At 60.2% G+C, this 21,348-nt stretch carries 17 protein-coding genes; 10 read left to right on the top strand and 7 right to left on the bottom strand.

What is annotated here, in order from left to right:
- Positions 1-137: 137 nt before the first annotated feature.
- Positions 138-2,648: a glycoside hydrolase family 15 protein gene (locus tag BM400_RS05955; protein WP_089837536.1), complete on the bottom strand. Its 2,511-nt coding sequence runs from the start codon at positions 2,646-2,648 to the stop codon at positions 138-140.
- Positions 2,649-2,861: 213 nt separating this feature from the next.
- Between BM400_RS05955 and BM400_RS05950 the strand changes: the two genes are divergently transcribed.
- The 3 genes from BM400_RS05950 to BM400_RS05940 are packed head-to-tail and all read left to right on the top strand — an operon-like array spanning position 2,862 to position 5,106.
- Complete coding sequence (locus BM400_RS05950) at positions 2,862-3,473, top strand: superoxide dismutase (protein ID WP_089837534.1); 612 nt, start codon at positions 2,862-2,864, stop codon at positions 3,471-3,473.
- Between the two features lie 20 nt (positions 3,474-3,493).
- Positions 3,494-4,147, top strand: a complete 654-nt coding sequence (locus BM400_RS21940; protein ID WP_175528889.1) for a hypothetical protein — start codon at positions 3,494-3,496, stop codon at positions 4,145-4,147.
- Between the two features lie 2 nt (positions 4,148-4,149).
- Positions 4,150-5,106: a 3-keto-disaccharide hydrolase gene (locus BM400_RS05940; protein ID WP_175529108.1), complete on the top strand. Its 957-nt coding sequence runs from the start codon at positions 4,150-4,152 to the stop codon at positions 5,104-5,106.
- Between the two features lie 14 nt (positions 5,107-5,120).
- Here the strand turns inward: BM400_RS05940 and BM400_RS05935 are convergent, their stop codons facing one another.
- Positions 5,121-6,200 carry a zinc ribbon domain-containing protein gene (locus BM400_RS05935; RefSeq protein WP_089837528.1) on the bottom strand — a complete coding sequence of 360 codons (1,080 nt, stop codon included), beginning with the start codon at positions 6,198-6,200 and terminating at the stop codon, positions 5,121-5,123.
- 171 nt (positions 6,201-6,371) lie between these two features.
- On the opposite strand from BM400_RS05935, the gene BM400_RS05930 reads away from it, so the two are divergent.
- The 3 genes from BM400_RS05930 (at position 6,372) to BM400_RS05920 (ending at position 9,289) form a co-directional block, all read left to right on the top strand.
- Positions 6,372-6,857 carry a GNAT family N-acetyltransferase gene (locus BM400_RS05930; RefSeq protein ID WP_089837526.1) on the top strand — a complete coding sequence of 162 codons (486 nt, stop codon included), beginning with the start codon at positions 6,372-6,374 and terminating at the stop codon, positions 6,855-6,857.
- A gap of 176 nt (positions 6,858-7,033) precedes the next feature.
- Positions 7,034-8,407: a hypothetical protein gene (locus tag BM400_RS05925; protein WP_245781708.1), complete on the top strand. Its 1,374-nt coding sequence runs from the start codon at positions 7,034-7,036 to the stop codon at positions 8,405-8,407.
- 159 nt (positions 8,408-8,566) lie between these two features.
- Positions 8,567-9,289 carry a CPBP family intramembrane glutamic endopeptidase gene (locus BM400_RS05920; protein ID WP_089837524.1) on the top strand — a complete coding sequence of 241 codons (723 nt, stop codon included), beginning with the start codon at positions 8,567-8,569 and terminating at the stop codon, positions 9,287-9,289.
- A gap of 21 nt (positions 9,290-9,310) precedes the next feature.
- Here the strand turns inward: BM400_RS05920 and BM400_RS05915 are convergent, their stop codons facing one another.
- The 4 genes from BM400_RS05915 to BM400_RS05900 form a co-directional block, all read right to left on the bottom strand.
- Positions 9,311-10,375: a cobalamin-independent methionine synthase II family protein gene (locus BM400_RS05915; protein ID WP_089837522.1), complete on the bottom strand. Its 1,065-nt coding sequence runs from the start codon at positions 10,373-10,375 to the stop codon at positions 9,311-9,313.
- 188 nt (positions 10,376-10,563) lie between these two features.
- Positions 10,564-12,087: a glycosyltransferase family 39 protein gene (locus BM400_RS05910; protein WP_175528888.1), complete on the bottom strand. Its 1,524-nt coding sequence runs from the start codon at positions 12,085-12,087 to the stop codon at positions 10,564-10,566.
- 152 nt (positions 12,088-12,239) lie between these two features.
- On the bottom strand, positions 12,240-14,063 hold the full coding sequence (typA, locus tag BM400_RS05905; protein WP_089837519.1) for a translational GTPase TypA: 1,824 nt from the start codon (positions 14,061-14,063) through the stop codon (positions 12,240-12,242).
- A 118-nt stretch (positions 14,064-14,181) separates the two neighbouring features.
- Positions 14,182-15,432, bottom strand: a complete 1,251-nt coding sequence (locus BM400_RS05900; RefSeq protein ID WP_089837517.1) for a hypothetical protein — start codon at positions 15,430-15,432, stop codon at positions 14,182-14,184.
- Between the two features lie 76 nt (positions 15,433-15,508).
- Between BM400_RS05900 and BM400_RS05895 the strand changes: the two genes are divergently transcribed.
- A complete protein-coding gene (locus tag BM400_RS05895; RefSeq protein WP_089837515.1) occupies positions 15,509-15,871 on the top strand; it encodes a PadR family transcriptional regulator in 363 nt (120 codons plus the stop codon).
- Positions 15,858-16,862 carry a hypothetical protein gene (locus tag BM400_RS05890; protein WP_141223818.1) on the top strand — a complete coding sequence of 335 codons (1,005 nt, stop codon included), beginning with the start codon at positions 15,858-15,860 and terminating at the stop codon, positions 16,860-16,862. The genes BM400_RS05895 and BM400_RS05890 overlap by 14 nt, the downstream gene beginning before the upstream one ends.
- A 298-nt stretch (positions 16,863-17,160) precedes the next feature.
- On the opposite strand, the gene BM400_RS05885 is transcribed toward BM400_RS05890, so the two are convergent.
- Complete coding sequence (locus tag BM400_RS05885) at positions 17,161-18,729, bottom strand: zinc dependent phospholipase C family protein (protein WP_175528887.1); 1,569 nt, start codon at positions 18,727-18,729, stop codon at positions 17,161-17,163.
- 161 nt (positions 18,730-18,890) lie between these two features.
- On the opposite strand from BM400_RS05885, the gene BM400_RS05880 reads away from it, so the two are divergent.
- On the top strand, positions 18,891-20,345 hold the full coding sequence (locus BM400_RS05880; protein ID WP_245781707.1) for a circularly permuted type 2 ATP-grasp protein: 1,455 nt from the start codon (positions 18,891-18,893) through the stop codon (positions 20,343-20,345).
- 19 nt (positions 20,346-20,364) lie between these two features.
- On the top strand, positions 20,365-21,342 hold the full coding sequence (locus tag BM400_RS05875) for an alpha-E domain-containing protein (protein WP_089837507.1): 978 nt from the start codon (positions 20,365-20,367) through the stop codon (positions 21,340-21,342).
- Positions 21,343-21,348: the final 6 nt, after the last annotated feature.

Raw genomic sequence — 21,348 nt, 5'->3', positions numbered from 1 at the left:
GTTCTCTGTTCCCGGCAATAACGCGTTGATCCAGTGTACTAGCCGAGGCGGAATTCAGGAACGCAGCCCGAATCCGTTCTGTGAAAGTTTAGCTGGCCACCGAAGGAAGGCCAGCCGCATCGCAGAGGACCTCGCCCCTAAATCGTAGCGGGAACCTTCACCTCGATCCCACCGTCGCTGGGAGTCACCTGCGACGGCGCGGGATCGTCGATCAGCGCGCTCGGCGCCACGATCGCCACATCGTAGTTCCGCCCCAACCACCGGTTTTCGGCCGGGTACTCCAGCGTGAAAGTAATCGTACCGCTCTCATCCTTCGCGGTCGGGATGTCCGCCTGGTAAAAGGCCTTGCCAATCTGCACGGAATCCAGGTGCTCCACCGTCGCCCAGTTGTCCTTCGACCAGGTCACCCGGAACTTCGAGTGATCCGCAATTCTGAGCGTCTGCCCCGCCGGGAGCGTCGTCAAAATGCGACTCGTCCGGAAGATCTCCACCCCGCTCTTGAACTTGCGGTCCGCGGCAAGCTTTGCGTACCGCTCCTCGACGACCGAAATATTGTCGAAGACCTTGTGATCCGCCACCGACCGCAGCAGCTTCAGATACTCCGCGTGGCACCACACCAGTGGCTGCGCCGACCCTGCCGAATACCCCAGGAACATCCCCTCTTCCGGGAGATCCGCATGATCCCAGACCTGCTCCGGCATCATGCCGCCGTAGGACGCAAACTTCTCAAACGCCGTGATGAAGCTCTTGACGTCCTTCCCGGCGGCAAGCTCGTAGTGGGCTCGTTCGCCGCCCAGCAGAGGCCACGCCCTTCCCTGTCCCCATCCGTCGTACGGCCCGCCGTCCTTTTTCTGGCCGTATCCATCATGGTTGTAGCGGCGCCAGCAGACGCCATTGGGAGTCTCGATCTTCAACGTCGCGTCGATCACCTTCAGGGTATCGATCATCAGCGGGTCATCCGCACGGCGAATGCCATACCGCACCAGCTCCAGGAAGCCGCCGTCCACCACCTCGCGCGCCTCGAAGACCGACTTCTCTTCGGGGCCGCGGTTTGCAATGCGAATCGTTCCCACGGGGATCGAATCGTTATGGAACGGCTCGCCCGGGGCGGGCGGCGTAATCCGGATATAGTGCCTCTTCACCTCCGGCAGCAGCACACCGTCCGAGGTCGTCGTCCACTCATCCAGATGGGACTCGATCCAGTCTGCATACGCCTCCAGCGAGTCCGCCACATCGGTCGCATCGTGCGCCCGCGAGATATCCGCCGCGCACACCAGCCCGGCGATCACCGCAGCCAGCGTCGAAGGCGAGTACCCTGCATTCTCCTCCCAGCGTTCCTGCTGCGTCACCGGAGCGTACCGGCAGAGGAATGAGGCCGCCGCTTCGACAAACGGGAAGACATCGAAGTTCCCCAGACCATCCACCTTCCAGAGCCGCCAGGCCAGGATGATTGGGAAAGCGACCTCATCGAGCTGAATCCCCGACCAGTAGGGCGTTCCATCGATCCAGAAGTTCTGGGCAAATCCGCCGTCCGCATGCTGCGTACAAGCCAGATAGACCAGTGCCCGCCGCGCGGTATCGATGCGGCCGCAGGCCAGCAAAGCGGTTGCAGACTGCACCATGTCCCGCGTCCACACCAGGTGGTACCCGCCCAGGTCGTCATCCGACTTCGAAGCCCCCCAGGGCACCGAGGCCGAAGCGATAAACGCGCCCGAATACGTCTTGTCCTCGTGCGTCAACACCATGTTGTGCGAGATCCGCATCAAACGTCCGCCGTCGGTCGAGGACGCAGCCAGCCTCAGAGGTGCCTCCGCACGATGCCATTGCTCGATAAACCTTTTGCAATGAAGCGCATAGGGGGTCGAAAGCGTCTGCATCATCCCCGCCAGCGCAGCATGATGACCGTCGCCGAGTGCAATCGCGATGGTGAACTGCTGGTTGTGGCAGCACTCGATCTCGCCCATGACCGCCAGGTTGCCGTTCAGCGCCTGGCCGAACTGCCACGTCATCTTGCCATTCTTCTGCAGGTCCTGGAAGCCGTCCGACGACCCGACAAAGCCGCACGAGGTCCGCGAAAAGCCGCAATCTGCCCCAAATGCCAGCGAGACGTTGTTCTTCCACGCCAGCAGAGCCCTTTGGCCCGCGACCTGGATCGACCGCGCCGAGTTCCCATGGCCGCCTCCATCCAGATGCGGCGCGAGCAGCGCATAGCACTTCAGCGTAGCCAGCACCTCGGGCGAAGCCTCGATCTTCACATTTACCAGCACCACTGGATGATGCGGATCCGAGATGAACTCCTTCGTCACCTTGTACAGGCCGCCTGGAGCCGTGGCCGTCACCCGCACGGCCGTGGCGTCGGGATCGATGTAGTTGAAGTCATAGCGGAAGTCGCGCTTCTCCTCGTGGACGAAGGTTCTCTCGTCGGTGAAAAGCAGTTCCATGTCGCGCGTCTGCGGCTTATCGATCGTCGGGAAGTAGATTTCATTCAGGGTGCCGTGGGACGTGGTGAGCCAGACCCGGCTGGATGCCGCATAGGCCGTAATGACGGCGTTCTTGCGGCTCGAGGTCCAGCGTGGTTCCAGCCCAGGACCGCCAAAAGCAGGTCCGTCATCGTCAAGCCAGTGGTATGCGGAGACAAGGTCGCTCATTTTCCTCATTAGAACGCAAAAGCGGGCAAAGGATACAACAGTCCATTGAAATCATCAGGCTACGATATGATGCGAAGGCCGGGATCATTGATGCGGAAGCATTTGGTGCGCGGGCTGCATCGCGCCAGTGCCGGACGGCATCGAACCAGAGGTAACCCGCCGGAACGCGAAGAGCCGGCCCAAACCAGGATTTTGACTCACGAGGAGATTTTCATGGCATTCGAACTTCCCGCACTGCCCTACGACTACACCGCGCTTGAGCCGACCATCGACGAAGCCACGATGAAGCTGCACCACGACAAGCACCACCAGACCTACGTGACCAACCTGAACGGCGCCGTCGAGAAGCACCCCGAGCTCGGCACGAAGACCCCGGAAGAGCTCGTCGCCGACCTCGCGTCGATCCCGGAGGACGTCCGTACAGTGGTCCGCAACAACGGTGGCGGCCACGTGAACCACACCATGTTCTGGGAGATCATGAAGCCGGGCGGCGGCGGAGCCCCCTCGGGCGACATCGCCGAGCAGATCACCGCCGACTTTGGCGACTTCGAAACGTTCAAGAAGACCTTTAACGAGACCACCGCGAAGCAGTTCGGCGCCGGCTGGGGCTGGCTGGTCTTCGAGGGCGGCAAGCTCAAGATCGTCACCACCCCCAACCAGGACACCCCTCTGTCCTCGGGCCTCTACCCTATCCTCGGCAACGACGTCTGGGAGCACGCCTACTACCTGAAGTATCAGAACAAGCGCCCCGACTACCTCGCCGCCTGGTGGAGCGTCGTCAACTGGGACGAGATCAACAAGCGCTTCGCCAAGGCCAAGAAGTAGTCTTCAAGCAGGCTGCAGGAATGGAATGGCCGTTTTGCGATCAGCGCAAAACGGCCATTCTCATTTATTGGCAGGCGCTCGGCACGAAGTTCATGGAGCGGATCGTGAGCGGCAGCGGTGTACCCTTCGCGAACGGTTCGGGGGGGCGTGAACTCAAGGATGTGATCCGCGCCCACGTAGACCTTTGTCTGGCTTCCTTCCTTGAGGATCACCGTACGCGCCAGCCCATTGCCGCTCTGTTTCCCCTGCCACACGCCGCCAAGCTGCGAAAACCCGAAATGAATGAACTTGCTGCCCTGCCACTGCTGGATCGCGGCAGCCGAGGGGCGCGGCTTCGAGAGTGCCACAGGCTTGTCCTGGGCAGGATGCTGTCCAACAGCGACGGAGGACACGACAGGCGCAAACAAGCTCGCATGGAGAAGTTTCTTGGAAGCATCATAGCCAGCGAGCGCGAACCCTGTCGCACCGAACAAAAGATCACTCCCGAAGGTGATTTTTCGTCCTCAACAATCCACATGAAGTCCACTTTGCTTAGCCCTTCGCCCCTTCGTCTCCAAGATGCCCACCTCGCAGCAGCCATCGCTGTCTCCATGTTCAGGAAACGCCGCCCTTTCGCGTTTTCAACCCCGGCAGGTGACAGGCATGGGGGCAAAGACGGTACACTCAACGCGTGAAAATGAAGATCCTGTTGACCGCTCTCCTGGCCACGGCGCTCGCCGCGCCCCTCGCCGCGCAGGGCACTAAAGCGTTCCTCGGCCGGTGGGACATCACGGTCACTCCCGCCACCGGCAAACCGTATCCGCAGTGGATCGAGCTGACAGATACAGGCGGCAGGATAGAAGGTCGCGTTCAGCCCCGGGGCGGCGCATGGCATCCCATCACCAGCGCTCACATGGAGTCAGGCAAACTGATCGTCACGGTCGGTGAGGCGAGCCCAGGTTCGCTACTCACCTGGGAGCTGACATCCACCAGCCCAGGCAAGCTGGCCGGCACGGAGATGCGCGGTGGGGTCGCCGGCCCCATGCTCGCCGGCCTGAAAGCCCCTTCGCTGGATCGTCCGGCGCCGGATAAGTGGACCAAACCCAGGGCACTCTTCGATGGCAAGGATCTCCAAGGCTGGGAGCCGATCGGCAACGTCGACAACAACAGATGGGTGGCGCGCGACGGCGAGCTGGTGAATGACAATCCCGAAGTCCCCGGTCAGCGAACCCACGGCGCTGCCAACATCATGACCACAGAAACGTTCCAGGATTTCAAACTGCATATCGAAGTGAACTGCCCGGAGGGTGGTAACAGCGGCATCTATCTTCGCGGCCGCTATGAGTTGCAGGTAGGCACCGAAGGCGGCAAACTGCCGTCGCATGAGATGGGAGCGATCTACAGCTACTTCCCGCCACCGGAGGGCGCCGAAAATGGTCTCGGGAGATGGACGACCTTCGACGTCACCCTCGTTGGCAGGCATGTGACGGTTCTGCGCGATGGCAAGATGTACCACGACAACGTCGAGATTCCCGGCCCAACCGGAGGTGCTCTCGACAGCAATGAGGCCGAGCCGGGACCGTTCTATCTGCAGGGCGATCACCACGGCGTCATCGCATACCGCAACATCACCATCTCCGTCCCGAAGAAGTAGCCGTCTGCTGCCAATTACGTTGGGTTGGCTGGCGGCAGAGGCTCTTCCGGGGGAGCGTCGTTCTTCACCAGTCCGCACGCGCGGCAAAAGTGGGAGAACGAGGTCTGTCGCGTCTGGCATCGGGGGCAGTTCTCAAATACCCGCAGGCCACAGTGCATGCAGAAGTTGCCGCTCACGTCCGAAGTATCGATGGGCCGCTCGCAAGCCGGGCAGATGCGTTTCGAAAGACGCATCTGCGCCATCTCATACCCGAGATCCTTGCGCCGATCCTCCTCCGGCCTCTGCTCCGCGGCCCTCTGTTTTTCAAGGTAGGTGCGCAGCGCGGCGATGGCGTAGTTGCCTCCCCAAACCGTCAGCGCAATGCCGACCAGGTAGCGGAAGTATCCACCGTAGCTTGGCAGATAAGGCACCAGCTCAAAGAAGAACGTGAACAGGGCGAAGAAGATGAAGCCCCACACAAAGGGCCATCTCGGTCCCTTGCGGCGCTTGAGAAAGAGCCATACGGCCAGCAGCAGAAGCGGCAGCGTAAGAAGAAGCCGCAGACCGAACACGCGCAGCTCCATGCGGGCCACTGCCCGGTCATATCCCCCTTGACCGGCAATCCTGATCTCTTCCAGGGTCTTTTCGTGCGCTGCTTTCTGCTGCTGCAGATCGGTCTGCTCCGACTCGAGCACCTCGACCTTCTTCTCCATCTCCCTCTGCGTCGCCTTCAAGGCATCGAGCGTGTGCGTGCGTGCCAGCACCTCGGCATTCTGGTCGTTCTGCTGTGTTGCCGAGCGTGTCGCTATCCACGCCTCGAAGCTCTCGTGCTCGCTGTTGTAGGCGTTTTGCGCATGCGAAAGTGCATCGTGCGCGCGTTGGGTGGCGTCACTGTTCGCCTCGAGTTGTTCATCGTCGGCCTTGATCTGAGCCCGCACCGGTCGAAGGCGGGTCTGATCCATAAACTGTTCCGCATCGACCGGCTTTTCCACCTTGGGCAGGTCTCCGACCACAAGAGCACCCAGGCCAATGAGGCACGAGGCAAACAGCAGCGCGATCACCCAAAGACCACGCTGGAACCACTTCTCCGACAACCGAACGCCCTTGCTGACCAATGCAGACTCCTTCAGAGATAGAGGATGAATCCGTGACGTAACCTATTTCGATGCAACACGATGAGCAGAGGAGGCCTCCTCAGAAGCCGATGCCCAAGGGAGCGAGTGTCATCTTCTGCAAGCGGCGATCACAGCAGACTTCTCAAACCGCACCTCGGGAGATAATCAGGTATGTTGAACATTCGCTCGGCGAGCAGCAACGACACCGATGATATCTGGCGGATCCTTGAGCCGGTCTTTCGGGCTGGCGAGACGTACACTCTTCCGACAGACATCACCCGTGACGAGGCGACTGCCTACTGGTTCGCGGCCGGCAATCGTGTTTTCGTCGCAGAGGAAGATGGCCACGTGCTCGGCACCTACTACCTTCGCGCCAACCAGCGTGGCGGCGGTTCACACGTCTGCAATTGCGGCTACATGACCGCAGCGCATGCCACAGGCAGAGGCGTCGCCAGGACGATGTGTCTCCACTCGATGGAGCAGGCAAGGAAAGCTGGCTTCCGAGCGATGCAATTCAACTTCGTGGTCAGTACAAACGAGCGAGCGGTGAAGCTGTGGCAGAGCCTCAATTTTGAGATCGTCGGCCGGCTTCAAGCGGCGTTTCAGCACCCCTCCCAGGGCTTCGTCGATGCTTTGGTGATGTTCGCCCCGTTGTGACAGACGGCGAGATGCCCCTATTTCCGGGAAGCGAATCGGCCGGCACCTGAGGTTGCATGCAACACGTCTCAGGCATTCGTCCCTGGCGTTTGATGAGCGGCGCACATATCATGTGCCTCTAAGCAAGAGGCACATGTTTTAGGAACTCCACCTGGAAGCAACGGGATCAAATCATCATGATGAAAAAGAAACAGATCGAGATGGTAGCCGCGGCGGAAGATTCGTCTTCGACCACTGAAGCGATGGAGTCGAACGCTCTCTTTACCCGGCGGGAGATGCTGGGATTGACCGGGATGGCCGGTTTCGCGGCATTGACCGGGATCGCGCCCGATGCCGTTGCGCAGCAGACCGCGCCGAAGAGGCCTCGTATCGCCTGTCTCGTCAGCTATTGGGGCCTTCCGACCTCCCATGCGGACTGGATCGTCAATAAGCTGCTGGACGGTTACTGGTGGCACGGCGCCCACACTCCCTCGCGCGTGGACGTCGTCTCGGTTTACATCCATCAGTTGGACACGAGCTTGCTGGGGCAGAAGGTATGCAAGGCGAAGAATATCCCCATCTTCAAGACAGTCGGGGAAGCTGTGACGCTTGGCGGCAAGGAACTCGCAGTGGATGGTGTGGTCATCGTCTGCGAACATGGCAATTATCCAACCGATCTCAAAGGGCACTGGCTCCTGCCCCGCTGGTGGATCTACCAGCAGGTCATCCGGGTCTTCGAGCAGAGCAAACGCTCGGTGCCCATCTTCAACGATAAGCACCTCTCCTACAACTGGGACGACGCCAAGTGGATGTTCGACAAGTCCCGCGAGTTGAACTTTCCCCTGACCGGGGGTTCTTCCATTCCGGCCTACTTCCGCAAGCCCGAGATCGAGCTCGCTCCCGATACGCCGATCAGGAACTCGATCGTGGTGGGAAGCTGCCCGGATGAGGGAGCCATGTCCCATTGTGTCGATGTGCTGCAGGCCTTTATGGATCGCCGCAAGGGTGGGGAGACAGGCATCAGGTCCGTACAGTCCATTCGAGGGCCTGAGACATGGAACTGGGTCGAACGCACACCCTGGGCGGCCAGCCTGCTGGAAGCGGTGCGGAAGAACTTCGATCTGAAGCCGGGATACTTTCAGGAGGGACGGCGATCCAACGTCTGTATCGTCGAGTACAACGATGGGACGCATGGAGCGGTCATTTCAGGCGAGGGTGTGGGCTGGACCTACGCTGGTGAGATTGCAGGCCAGAAAGAGCCGACGATCATCTCGATGCTTGGCTGGCCCGGCCCCATCTCGCAGTACCACGCGGCGAATGCCCACGAACACTGGATCACCGAGATGATGCTCACCCGCAAGGAGCCGTTCAATGCGGAGCGGCTGCTTCTGTCCACCGGAATCGTGAACCACTACATGGATTCGAACTGGGAGGATGGCCGTTACTCTGCCGTAGGCCGCCGCGTCGAGACGCCGTACATGAACATCAGCTACCACTCGACGCACGGGCCGCTGTTTGAGACGGGGCCGAGACCGCCGAATACACCCTACATGCGCGGATTCGAATCGTAGGCTGTGCGCGGGTTGGCGCGGAAGAAGTATGGGGATCGGATCACCGGAGGCTTACGATCAGTGTGCCACCGGTGGCCCATAGGATAAAAACCGATGTTCACCATCGATCGATGATCCGGACTTGATCGAAGATAACCGGATCCCGGTGCTCCAGGAATCATGGATAAGACGGCTATGGACATACTCTTGTTTACGCTGCCCGCACTGCTCGGGACGTTCAGCGGTGCGGCCTTGTGCGTTGTTTTCACACGCCGGGTGAAGCTTCTATGGGTTTTGTTCGCAGCTCTATATCTTGCCGCTGATACTTTGATCCTGATCTTTTCGCCGCGCCTGGAGCATGGACAGTGGAACTGGTCCTCGAAGATCTGTTCCCTGCTCTTCGCTTTGGTTGTCTTCTTCTTGTTCCGTCTCTCACGGGTGGAAGTCGGTCTGGTGCTTCCGAAGGACCAGCTTTCCTGGCGTTGGACGCTGATCTGTATCGTTGGCGCAGTGGCATTCGATGGAGTGCTGAACTATATCTTCCGTACACATCAAGCGCCGGGTCTTGAGACGATCGTCTACCAGGCGACCATGCCCGGCCTCAGTGAAGAGCTCACGTATCGCGGTATCAGTTTCGCGCTTATTCAGCGTGCATTTTCGGGCGCTCACGGTTGGTGGGCAAAGGCGGCTCCCGCTCTCATTCCCTCCCTTGTCTTCGGCCTGATCCATACGTACTCACCGAAGAACGGATTTTCTTACCATGAGTGGAGCGGGTTTCTGTTTTCACTGACGCTTGGACTCTGGTTCGCCTGGACTCGCCTGCGGAGCGGGAGTCTGTTGGGTCCCATCGTCGCGCACAATGCCGCAAACACAGCCGGGTGTCTCATCCGTGGACTACGCTAGCTATTGTCCTGTACTTGATCCTTAGACTCCAAGGTCACGCGCTGCCCACGCAGTTCCCTGAACCCGTGCCTGAATCTTGCTGAACGCAATGTCTCGAGCCGTGGAGATGTCGTCGGAAAAAGGAGCAAATCCGCAGTCGTCGGTGGTCCCGAGTTGCGCGATCGGAATGAAGGAAGCCGCCTCCAGCACGCGGTCACGAACCTGGGCCGGTGTTTCAATCTCCTGTTGGATAGGGTCGATCACCCCGATAAACACGAGATGGTTCGAACCGATGACCCGGCTGACCGCCGACAGAACGCGCTTCCTGTCCCTTTCGCTCGCCATTTGCAGGTAGAAGCGGCCAACATTCATCTGAAAGAGGTCCGGCAGAAGTTCCGCATAGTCGACGTCCGCACTGTGCGTGGAATCATGATCGCCTCCCGGACAGACATGAACCCCAATGCGCGACCGTTCTTCGGAGCTGAAGTTTTCCAGAACCCTGTTGTTGAGCGCAATGAAGCTTCGAAGCAGGTTCCCTGAGGGATCGAGCTTGAGTGACAACCTCGCCTCCGTGAAGTCGATCTGCACGCAGACCGCTCCAGCGTCGAGGGCTCCCCGTATGTCCGCTACAGCTTCCTGGATGAGGTCCGTCAGAAAAGCTTCGCGAGGATATCCCGGTATTCCATCGGCAGGGTACAGCAAGCTCATGGCAGATGCGGAGATGACCGCTTGTTTCATCGCAGACTTGGTGTATGCGCGGGCAGCCTGTAGATAGCTGGCTGCGTGTACACCGTATCGAAAGGGCGCCGCCGTAAGACGTGGCAACTGACGAACATGTCCGTCCGCGAAGGGGATCGTCAGCCCGTCAGGAGCGAGATTGTCGAGTCCCGCGAGAGGATAGGTCGCGAAGCTGGGTTTGGTCTGTTCGCCATCGGAGATGACCGGGGATCCGCTCTGCTCGAACAGCTCAATCGTATCGCGCAACGCTTCGGCGTATGCGCCCTGAAGCGCGGCCTCACTGATCTGACCCGTTTGAAAGCCGGCTATGGCATGAAGGAGCGAAACAGGACGCGGAATGCTGCCGATCGGTTCGGTGGGAATCGCCATGGCAGGAGTTTACCGTGGAAGGATTCGCCGAACATCCATCATAAGGTGGACTTCGTAGAGGGTCTTTTGGTCGCAACATCGCCAATGCGCTCAGCTACATCCGACTCCTTCCGACAAGCTGGTTTCTCGGCATTCGCCGGATGAACTTGCGAGAAGCGGCCCTCTCAGGACTCAACCGACGCGTATGTCTACCAAGCCTTGATGCGTGTCCACAGCACTCCAAGCGGAGGGTAGATTCCTCTGCACACGAAGATGGTGTAGCGCTCATTATCGCGGGAATACACAGAGTTCACCACTCCGGCAGCCTCGACCGAGCGAAAGTGCTCGCGGTCTCCACGGCCATCGCTGCCAAGAACGATCACACTCTGTCCGTCGTACTGACGAGGCCCCCAGAGCCAGTACGTTTGTGCGTTACTGATCGAGGCGGGCAGGCCGTAACGAGGACCAAAGAAGTCGATCGCTGCCGCCTGACCATAGTTGTTGGCGAAGATGGCGGTATGCGCCTGCTCTCGGGGCGGAAGCTGGTGAAAGATCTGCGCCGTTATCTGAGTCATCGCTTCCCAGCCAAACTCGTCGGAGAAATACTGCGGCAGGGGCCGCTCGGGCTCGTTTTCAAAGACCACCGGCGTGAAATCGTGCCAGAGGTGGTGGTAAGCAAGAAATCGCGGCGGAGACAAGATTGGCATCACCAGAGGCGCGAGCACGCATCCAGACACGACGAGGCAAATTGGGTAGACTGCTCGAAGCCAAAGGCGGCGTGCAGACAATCGCTCCAGAAGGACCGCTCCGCTTGCGAAGAGGATCGGGTAGACCGGCGAAACGTAATAGTTCTTCGCCTGGAGACCAAGGAGCAGCAGCATGACGAACAGCGCCGCCGTGCCGATGGGACGGATGGCCTTACCCTCCTTCGTGAAGAACCAACCGAGGCCAAGTATCCAGAGCGGAGCCAAAACAGGATTCATGATGCGTGCCTGATCCAGCAGGAAGGACACAGGTCCGCGAAGGATGCGAGCGTCGCTCAGCCTGGAATGGCTCTCGAACTCCAGGAACGGGAATCCGTGATGGACGAGCCATAGCAGGTTCGGAAGGAACAGCATCATGGCGAACGCAACCGCGATCGCAAGATACGGCGATCGAAGCCACTTCCTCTCTGGGTTGAGCAGGATCCCGCAGAGCAGACCAAGCAGAGGAAAGACGATGGAATATTTGTTTTCGAGGCCGATGCCCGCCAGCACTCCGATCCAGATCAGGTAGCGCGGCTGCTGGCGAAGCATGAGGCGTGACGCGGCCCAGAAGATACCGGTCCAGCACAAGGGCTCAAAGGCGTTCATCGTCAGCCAGTGTTGGAGGATGAGGTAGATCGGAACCGGAGCAATGGACAGGGCCGCGAGGAACTGGGCATAGCGCCCGCCACCCCAATCCTGCGCGATCCGTGCCGTCATCCATACGAGAAGGCCGCTTGCCAGCGCCGGTAAAAGTCTCAGGGCCAGCAGGGATGAACCAAGGGTATGCAGAACGAGCCAGGTGATCCACGCAATCAACGGAGGATGATCGACATACCCTGCTCCGAGGTGCCGTGCGCAGGCGATGTAATACAGCTCGTCGCGAAAGATCCCATAGCGACCGGCCGTCAGCAGATGAATGAGTACGACGACACAGACGATGGGCAGAACGACAGGCGCACTTGAGCCTCGTTTTTTCTCGAAACGCACGATCCCTCCGATACCCTCTGTACGTCACCTCATCAGGATTGGTTCCGGAGCATCCGCTTCAAGAGGTCGCCCACGCAAGAGCGTCGCACGTGCCTTCCACACGACAAAGCCCCATCCAGATGGATGGGGCTTTGTCTTCGTTGGGTCTATCTCTATTCCTGCGGTCCGCCCTGGCCCTTTTTGGGGCGGCGGTTGGCCTGAAGGATCTTCTTGCGCATACGGATCGACTTCGGCGTCACCTCGACCAGCTCGTCCTCGGCGATGAACTCGATCGACTGCTCGAGCGTCAGCACCTTGTACGGAACCAGGCGAACAGCGTCATCGGAACCCGAAGCACGCATGTTCGTGAGCTTCTTCTCGCGAACCGCATTGACGTCGAGATCGTTGTCGCGGGAGTGTTCGCCGACGAGCATGCCCTCGTAGACCTCGGCTCCATCGGGAAGGAAGAGGACGCCGCGCTCCTGGATCATGTCCAGTGCGTACATCGTCGTCGTCCCCTGACGGTCGGAGATCAAAGCGCCGGACTGGCGCTGCGGAATCTCGCCCTGGTAGGGGATATAGTCGCCGGAGATCGAGTTCATCACGATGGTTCCGCGGGTCTCGGTGAGCATTTCGTTGCGCAGACCGATCAGTCCGCGCGACGGAACCTTGAACTCCATGCGGACACGGCCTGAACCGTGGTTCCCCATCTTGACCATCTCGCCTTTTCTCGGTCCAAGGCGCTCGATGACCGTACCCACAAAGCTCTCGGGAATATCGATCGTGAGGATCTCGGAGGGCTCCATCAACTCGCCGTCGATGCGCTTGGTGACGATCTGCGGACGCGAGACCATGAGCTCGAAGCCTTCGCGGCGCATCATTTCGATGAGCACGGAAAGCTGGAGTTCACCACGGCCCAGGACCTTGAAGGTCTCCGGTGATCCGGTATCTTCAACGCGGATCGAAACGTTGGTCAGCAGCTCGCGGTCCAACCTCTCCTTGATATTGCGGCTGGTGACGTACTTGCCTTCGCGGCCGGCGAAGGGCGAGTTGTTCACCGAGAAGTTGATGGCGATGGTGGGCTCGTCGATCTTGATGAGCGGCAGCGGCTTGGGGTTCTCGACCGACGTGAAGCTCTCGCCGATGGTGATTCCCGGGACGCCGGCGATGGCCACGATATCGCCGGTGACCGTCTCCGTGATGTCAGTCCGCTTCAAGCCGTCGAAGGAGAAGAGCTTGGTGATCTTGACGGTTTCGAGCGAGCCGTTGATCTTCGAGACGGCAACTTCCTGGCCGGTCTTGAGCGTGCCGTTGAAGACGCGACCGATAGCGAGGCGTCCGAGGTAGTCGGAGTAGTCGAGGTTGGTCACCAGGATCTGAAGCGGACCTTCAGGATCGCCCGTTGAGACGGGGATCGTCGCGATGATGAGCTCGAAGAGGGGCTGGAGATCCGTGCCCGGCTGCGCGAGGTCCATCGTGGCCGTACCGGCCTTGCCGTTGGTGTAGATGATGGGGAACTCGAGAACGTCTTCGCTGGCGTCGAGGTCGATGAAGAGGTCATAAACCTCGTTGATGACTTCCTGGGGACGCGCGTCCGGACGATCGATCTTATTGATGACGAGAATCGGCGTGAGGCCTGCTTCAAGGGCCTTCGAGAGCACGTAACGCGTCTGCGGCAGGGGGCCTTCCGACGCATCGACGAGGAGGACGACGCCGTCGACCATCTTCAAGGCGCGCTCTACTTCTCCGCCGAAGTCGGCGTGGCCTGGGGTGTCGACGATGTTGATCTTCGAATTCTTGTAGTGGATCGCGGTGTTCTTCGCGAGAATGGTAATACCACGCTCTTTTTCGAGATCGTTGGAATCCATGACGCGGTCGGCGACGGATTCGTTGGTGCGGAACGTGCCGGACTGGCGGAGCATGGCGTCGACAAGCGTGGTCTTACCGTGATCGACGTGGGCGATGATGGCGATGTTGAAGATAGGGCTATTGCTCACTGCGGTTGGATGTCCTTTAGATGGGCGCTTGAGGGGAAAATGCGCGTCCCTCTTAGGATAGCAGGGTGGGGGTCCGTTCGACGCCCCCACCGTATTAACAGGGCATGGAAATGCGGTTTCACCGGATTTTTTCGGCGGCCGTAGTCTCCGGCGCAAGCACGAAAAGATCGTAGGAGAAGACAAGTTGCCGCCAGCGCTGGGGCAGGTCGAGGCGCTTGAACCGCAGTTTGCGCAGGTCGTAGATGGTGTACACGGTACCCTTGGCGCCCGGCTGCTGCGGGTAAAGACCGGCGACGGCTACGTTGGTCCAGTCGTCCGGTGTGTCATTCAGGACGAAAGCCTCTTGTTTCATCGGTTTGCCGTAACCGCCGAAGAGGGAGTGCATGCCCTTCGCTCCATAAAGGAACAGGTGCAGGGACTGCGTCTGTTCCGCATCCGCCATCTCCGCCACGAGATTGCCCAGATCGCGCTGATTCAGGGCGTTGTACCCCTTTTCGAGGTGTACATCGCCGAACTTAAAGAGGACGCGTGCGTTCGGGTTCGCCGCCTTGAGCGGCCTGTAGCGGGACAGAAAATGTTGCTTCATCAGCAGAGCGCGCTGGTGGTTGGCTTCGCTGTCTCCGCGCAGGTAGATGGCGCGGGATGCGACCAGTTCCTTCAGAAGATCGCTCGTCACGGCGGTTCCATCCGCGTTGACGGCATCCTGTAAGACGCTGATTTCGCTTGGCTTGGCAGCCAGGAGCCAGGTTTTCATGGGATCACCGGTCGCAAGCGCCAAGACCTCGGCGGCATGCGCCGCGGTGCGAGCCTCAGCAATGGCGGCAGTGGCGCGTGGCCCATTCTGTGTCTCGGCCATGGCATGCAGAAGAAATTCAGCGGCACCCAGAAATTCCTGGTCGACGCCCCACAGGTGCAGGCCTGGATTCGCCGCAGCGCAGTGGGCGGCCATCTCGTTCTCCTGCCGGATATTCAGAAACGCCATGTCCTCTGGATATCTCTGGACGTGTTCGGCCATACGGGCGGCGCGGTCCGGGGCGCGCAGAAGACCGTCTACATATTGCGTCGCGTAGGGCCCGGCCTCAACGACATAGGCGTCCGGGTGCATGAGATCGCAGAGCGCCGCCGCAAAGACCGGGATCTCTCGCGTGATGTGGTCCTCCCCCAGGAGAACGAAGCGGGATGACGCTACGGCCTGCGCCAGCAGGTCGGCGCCCGGCCCGGCGAGTTTCCCGTCAACGATGGTGAGTGGGGTGCGGGCGGCAAGAAGTGCCTCCTCGAAGGTCGGCTTCGGTTTTGCCGGGGCCTGTGCCACCGCGGAAAAGACAAGCACAGGCGTGCAGAACAACAGGGCGAACGTTTTCATGATCATGATTCGACGAGTTTACGCGATTGTTTTAAATACTTGACGGCGCACACTGTGTGCCGTACAGTGTGTTCAGCACAGTATGATCCATCCACCACAAAACGAGATGTTCGACTCGCTTCGGCTGGAGCTACGGCGGGGCTGCCTGGTCCTGGCGGTGCTGGTTCAGCTTCGGAAGGAGCATTACGGGTACACCCTGCGCAAGGCCCTTGCGGATGAAGGGCTGGCGATCGAGGAGAGTACGCTCTATCCCCTGCTGCGGCGGCTGGAGGCGCAAGGCTTGCTGACCAGCGAATGGCGCGAGGAGGAGAAGAGGAACAAGCGCTTCTACCGGCTCTCGGCTGGGGGCGAGGCGACGCTGACGGCTCTGCTGGCAGAGTGGACGGCGATCAACGATTCGGTGACGCGGATTCTGAAAGGACGGAATGACGATGGAGCTGCTTGATCGGTATTTACAGGTTGTAGGGCGGTTTCTGCCGGTGGAGACGAAGGCCGATACCCTGGCGGAGCTGCGCGCTCACTTGTTGGAAACGATGGACGACCGGGCGGAGACGATGGGCCGTCCGCTGACGGACGGCGAAGTGAGCGCGGTGCTGAAGGCGCATGGGAAACCGGAGGCCGTGGCAATGCGGTATCTGCCGCAGCGGTCGCTGATCGGGCCGACGGTGTTTCCGTTTTACATTTTCACGCTCCGGCGGGCTCTGCCGTTCGTGGCGGCGATCTATGCGTTGGCGCAGACTATGGCGCTGGTCTTTGGACCTGCGCCGCGGCATACGCTGGACTCCATCGGGGCGGCGATCCTGCAGTTCATCCCAGTGCTGCTGACGTTCTGGGCCGTGGTGACGCTGGTGTTCGCGCTGCTGGAGCGGGCTGGCAAGGCGATGCCCTGGGAGGACGACTGGGACCCCGCGAAGCTGCCGCGGGTCGAGAAGCACGTACCTGGTGAACAGGGGAAGAGCATGCCGGCGCGGGTCTTCGAACTGGTGATCCAAGTGGTAGCGGTGGCTTATTTCCTGATGGTGCCGTCTCATCCATTCCTCATCATTGGGCCGGGTGCGGCGATCATGCGCATGGCTCCGCTGACGGATACTTCGCGCTGGCTTTACACGGGGATTCTGGCGTTGATGGTGGCGCAGGTGGTGCTGCGATCCATCGGACTGCGACCGAGGGGGAGACAGACGGACGCGGCGCTGACGATCGGGGTGAAGGTGCTCTCGATCGCGACGATCGCACTGGCGATCGTGGTGAAGGTTTACTTTGTGCCGCGCGGTTCCGATCCGGATATGGCCTATCTGGTGGCTTTGACGAATCACTTCGTGAATATGGGGTTCCGGATCGTGCTCGCCCTCTCCTCGGTCGATTTGCTTTGGGAGATATGGAAGGCGGCTCGGCATGGGACACCGTTTCCGGTGGGCGCTGGGCGGGTTTCGCTGTGAATTGGTCAGGCCAATTTCAGCGATTTCCCTAGACGTCTTGGTAACTTGTGCCGATCTCACCACACAATTCGCAGTTTTGACACACCTCTAACCCTTTGCAAATAAACAACTTTGGTATTTGTGGGGTTTTGTGGTCGATTTTAGGGTTTTAGGGGTATTTCTTCGGGTTTCTTAGGCATTTACCGGCAGTTTTCGGGTCGGCACAACGTGGGGATTTGTCTGGAAAATGTGGACACGGGACGGTGTTTTGTCCATGTCTGTTTTTCTGGTCGATGCATGCCGAAAGCAGGACGGATTTTTATTCCTTCTCGAGAGCTGCGGGAGCCGGCACGCCGGAGGGCGCGGGTGGTGGCGGGGCGGGCGCCATGGGCAGGGCGTCGAGGGTGGCGAGGTTGGAGGTGAGGGCGGCCCAGTCCTTGGGGGTCTTCTGGTACCAGACGGGTTCGGGTCGAGTGCCGGCGTAGAAGTCTTTGAAGGACTGGTGGAGGTCGGGGGTGAGGGTGGTCTTGTCTTTGTTTTTGCGGAGTAGGTCGTCGAGGAGACGGGCGTAGGTGAGGTCGGCAAGGCGGTACTCTCCGAGGCGAGAAGGCTTGCCGGTATCGAGATCGATCTCGGCAAGGTCGGGTGCCTTCTGAACGCCGGCGAGGAGGTCGGGGGCGGAGGCGAGGGTGGCGTCGGGTTTGGGGGCGGCTACGGTGACCGGGAGAGGCGCTGCGGTAGCGGGCTGCGAGTTTGTAACGGTTTCAGGTGAGGGCGGTGTCGCCTGGCCGGACGCGGCGGCCTTGACGGCGGCGGGGTCGAGGGGCTGGGCCGGCTTCATGGGCAGCGCAGGTGTGGGGACGCCGGGAACCGAGGCTTGCGGAGGAATGACCTTGGCGAGGCTCAGTTTGTAGTTGTCGACGGTGGTGTTGATGCTCTTGAGATAGATGGCCTGGGTGTCGGCGTCGGGGAGTGAGAGCTTGAGGGCCTTGAGAGGGCCGATCTTGGGGAGGTGCTCCACGATGAAGCCGAGAAAGCGAGTGCCGAAGCCGGGGTGGATGTAGCCCTTGCCGTAGGTCTTTTCGAACTCCGTGTTGTGGAGGCGGTAGATGAACTTCTTCTTCTCATAGCCGGGGTTTTCAGCCTGTATCTCTTTCTTGTAGTGCTTGGCGGCGACGGCGGTCATGTTGGGGATGATGCTGGAGACTGCCTTGCGGTAGGTGGCGATGGCAAGGTCTTCGTGGGTCATGACGGAGTTCATGGGGACGCCGTAGGTTTCCTGGAAGGCGTTTTCAAGAAGAGTTTTCGATACCTGGAATCCGATGAAGTCGCGGTAGTTCTGTTGCGAGTAGCGGCCGTGCGCGACCTGGATGACGTCGAAGCCGAACTCGGTGCGGAGGTGGGCGACTTTGTCGTTGTCGTAGGTGACGATGTGGCCGAAAAGCTTGCGGTCTTTGGGGAATTCGTTGGCGGTGGCCAGGTTGACGGCGGGGTGGCCGTAGACGTCACCGCAGTAGTGGGCGAGGGCTCCGAGTGCAAAGGCGTACTCGTTGGGGTCTTTGGACTCGCGGATGAGCGAGGAGACGAAGTCGCCGGTGCGGACGTAGTGGAGAAGGTCGGAGTAGTAGGGGTTCCCGAAGGGGTAGTAGCCGATGTCCTGAATGACGGAGCCGCCGTAGGCGTAGGAGTGCGCGGTGACGATGTCGGCGTCGGTCATGTTCGGGAAGCGGGCCTTGAGCATGGGGACGATGGTGGTGAGCCAGGCCATGTCGACGACCTCTTCGTGGGAGAGGACGGAGTAGGCGGCTGCGGGTCGGGCGGGGATGAGGAGGAGCAGGAGCAACGCCATCAGGGAGCGAAGACGAGGGAGCGAACGAAGAACGGGCATGCGTGTGGGCTCTTTCTTGAGGACAACCGACGATGGTTGGATTCGGAAACCGGGCGCGGGGGTGGCTGGATTTTTTGTGGGCTGGGTGGAAAAGCGCATGGGAAAGGGTCCGGGGAGGCAGTGGCGTGACTTATACTCATGGAACTCTCATGCATCCAGCCATGTCACCCCAATTCGGGCAAGCCGCACTGAAGAACTATCTCCTGGACCATGCGTACGACGAGATGTTCCAAAACAGCGAGGCTTTGCGCTCGCACTATGAGCCACTGTTGGAACACTTTTCGGGGTTGCCGGCCAACGAGCTGCAGAGGCGGAAGCAGTCTGCCGACCTGAGCTTTCTGAACCAGGGGATCACCTTTACGGTATATGGGCGCGAGGAGGGTACGGAGAAGATCTTTCCGTACGACCTTCTGCCGAGGATCATTACCAGCGCGGAGTGGGCGACGGTGGAGCGGGGTCTGGCGCAGCGGATTACGGCGCTGAACCTGTTCCTGAAGGACATTTATAACGAGGGACGGATTCTGGACGACGGGATCGTGCCGCGTGAGGTGATCTATAGCTGCAAGCAGTTCCGGCGGCAGATGATTGGGCTGCAGGTGCCGCGGAATGTGTATATCGCGGTGTGCGGGACGGACCTGATCCGGTTGGAGAATGGCGAGTTCGTAGTGCTCGAGGATAACCTGCGGGTGCCGAGTGGCGTGAGCTATATGCTGACGAACCGGCGCGTGATGAAGAGGATCTTTCCTCAGCTCTTCCGCAGCTATAACGTGAGGCCGATCGAGCATTACACGCAGGTGTTGCTTTCGACGCTGCGATCGCTGGCTCCGGAGGGTCGGCCTGAGCCGAATATCGTGCTGCTGTCGCCGGGGGTGTTCAACTCGGCTTACTTCGAGCATGCGTACCTGGCCCGGCAGATGGGTATCGAGCTGGTGGAAGGGCGCGATCTGGTGACGCACGACAACGTTATCTATATGCGGACGACCAGCGGGCTGCGTCGGGTGGACGTGATCTACCGGCGCGTGGATGACGACTTTATCGATCCGCTGGCGTTTCGCGGGGACTCGATTCTTGGGGTGAGCGGGTTGTTCAATGCGTATCGCGCGGGCAATGTGACGCTGGCGAATGCGTTTGGGACGGGGGTGGCGGACGACAAGGCGCTGTATGCGTATGTGCCCGCAATCATCAAGTACTACCTCTCGGAAGAGCCGATTCTGAAGAATGTTGAGACGTATCTGATGTCGCGGCCAAAGGAGCGGGAGTACGCGCTGAAGAACCTGGACAAGCTGGTGGTGAAGGCTGTGGGTGAGAGCGGCGGGTACGGGATGCTGATTGGGCCGCAGTCGACCAAGGCGGAGCGGGAGGAGTTTGCGAGGAAGATCGAGGCGGATCCGCGGAACTATATTGCGCAGCCTACGATCTCGTTTTCGCGGGCTCCGTGTTTGATTGGGGATGAGTTGCAGCCGCGGCATGTGGACCTGCGGCCCTATGTGCTTTATGGGGACAAGGTGACGATTGTGCCGGGTGGGTTGACGCGGGTGGCGCTGAAGGATGGATCGCTGGTGGTGAACTCTTCGCAGGGTGGGGGGAGTAAGGATACGTGGGTTTTGAGTTCGTAGGCAGGTTCGAGGAGACGATTTGCTTTCACGCGTGGCGGATAGTTTGTACTGGATGAGCCGGTATCTGGAGCGGGCCGAGCATACGACGCGTCTGCTGGACGTGAACCTGAACCTGATGCTGGACGAGGGTGAATCTGCGGCCGAGTACCGGTGGCAGAGGGTGCTGCTCGCGCTGGGGAATCCGAAGGACGTCGAGTGGACGGGCGATCCGTATGCGCTGACGCGGCTGCTGACCTTCGACACGGAGTACAAGGCCTCGATCGTTTCGTGCATTATGTCGGCGCGCGAGAATGCGCGGCACGTGAGGGAGCAGATCTCCACCGAGCAGTGGCACAAGCTGAACAGCCTGTATCTGGAGGTGACGGGTCCGAAGCTGAAGGGGCAGCAGAACGCGACGGGGACAGAGACGCCGGTAGAGTTTCTGCAGCAGGTGATGGAGGCCGTCCACCAGTTTCAGGGTGTGAGCGACTCTACCATGAGCCATGGCGAGGGCTGGCAGTTTATTCAGGTGGGTCGCTACATTGAGCGGGCCTCGGCGACGGCGATGCTGCTGGAGGCGTACCACGAAGATTTGTGGCAGCTCAACGAGGCGATTACGACCGAAGGCAATGAGTACCTGGAGTGGATGGGGCTGCTGCGTTCGGCGACGGCGTTCGAGGCGTACTGCAAGGTGTATACGGCGGACCTGACGCCGGAGCGGATTCTAGAGTTTCTGCTGCTGGACGCGGAGTTTCCGCACTCGCTGCGGTTCTCGATCGACTCGCTGCAGCAGGCGCTGGTGGCGATCGACAAGGAGAGCGCGGTGACGCGGGCGGAGCCGCTGCGGAGGATCGCGGGCAGGCTGCAGGCTTCGCTGAGCTATTCGAGCGTGGACGAGATTCTGAGCGGAGACGTGATCGGGTATCTGCAGTCGATTCTGGTGCAGTTGCGGGAGATTCACGGAACGATCTACGAGATGTATGTGGACTACTCGATCCAGGCGGCGTTGGCGGGTTGATGAGAG

Source organism: Granulicella pectinivorans (assembly GCF_900114625.1).
Lineage (GTDB): Bacteria > Acidobacteriota > Terriglobia > Terriglobales > Acidobacteriaceae > Edaphobacter > Edaphobacter pectinivorans.
Note: the sequence above shows the minus strand (reverse complement) of the source record. Positions and strands in the feature narration are given on the sequence as shown.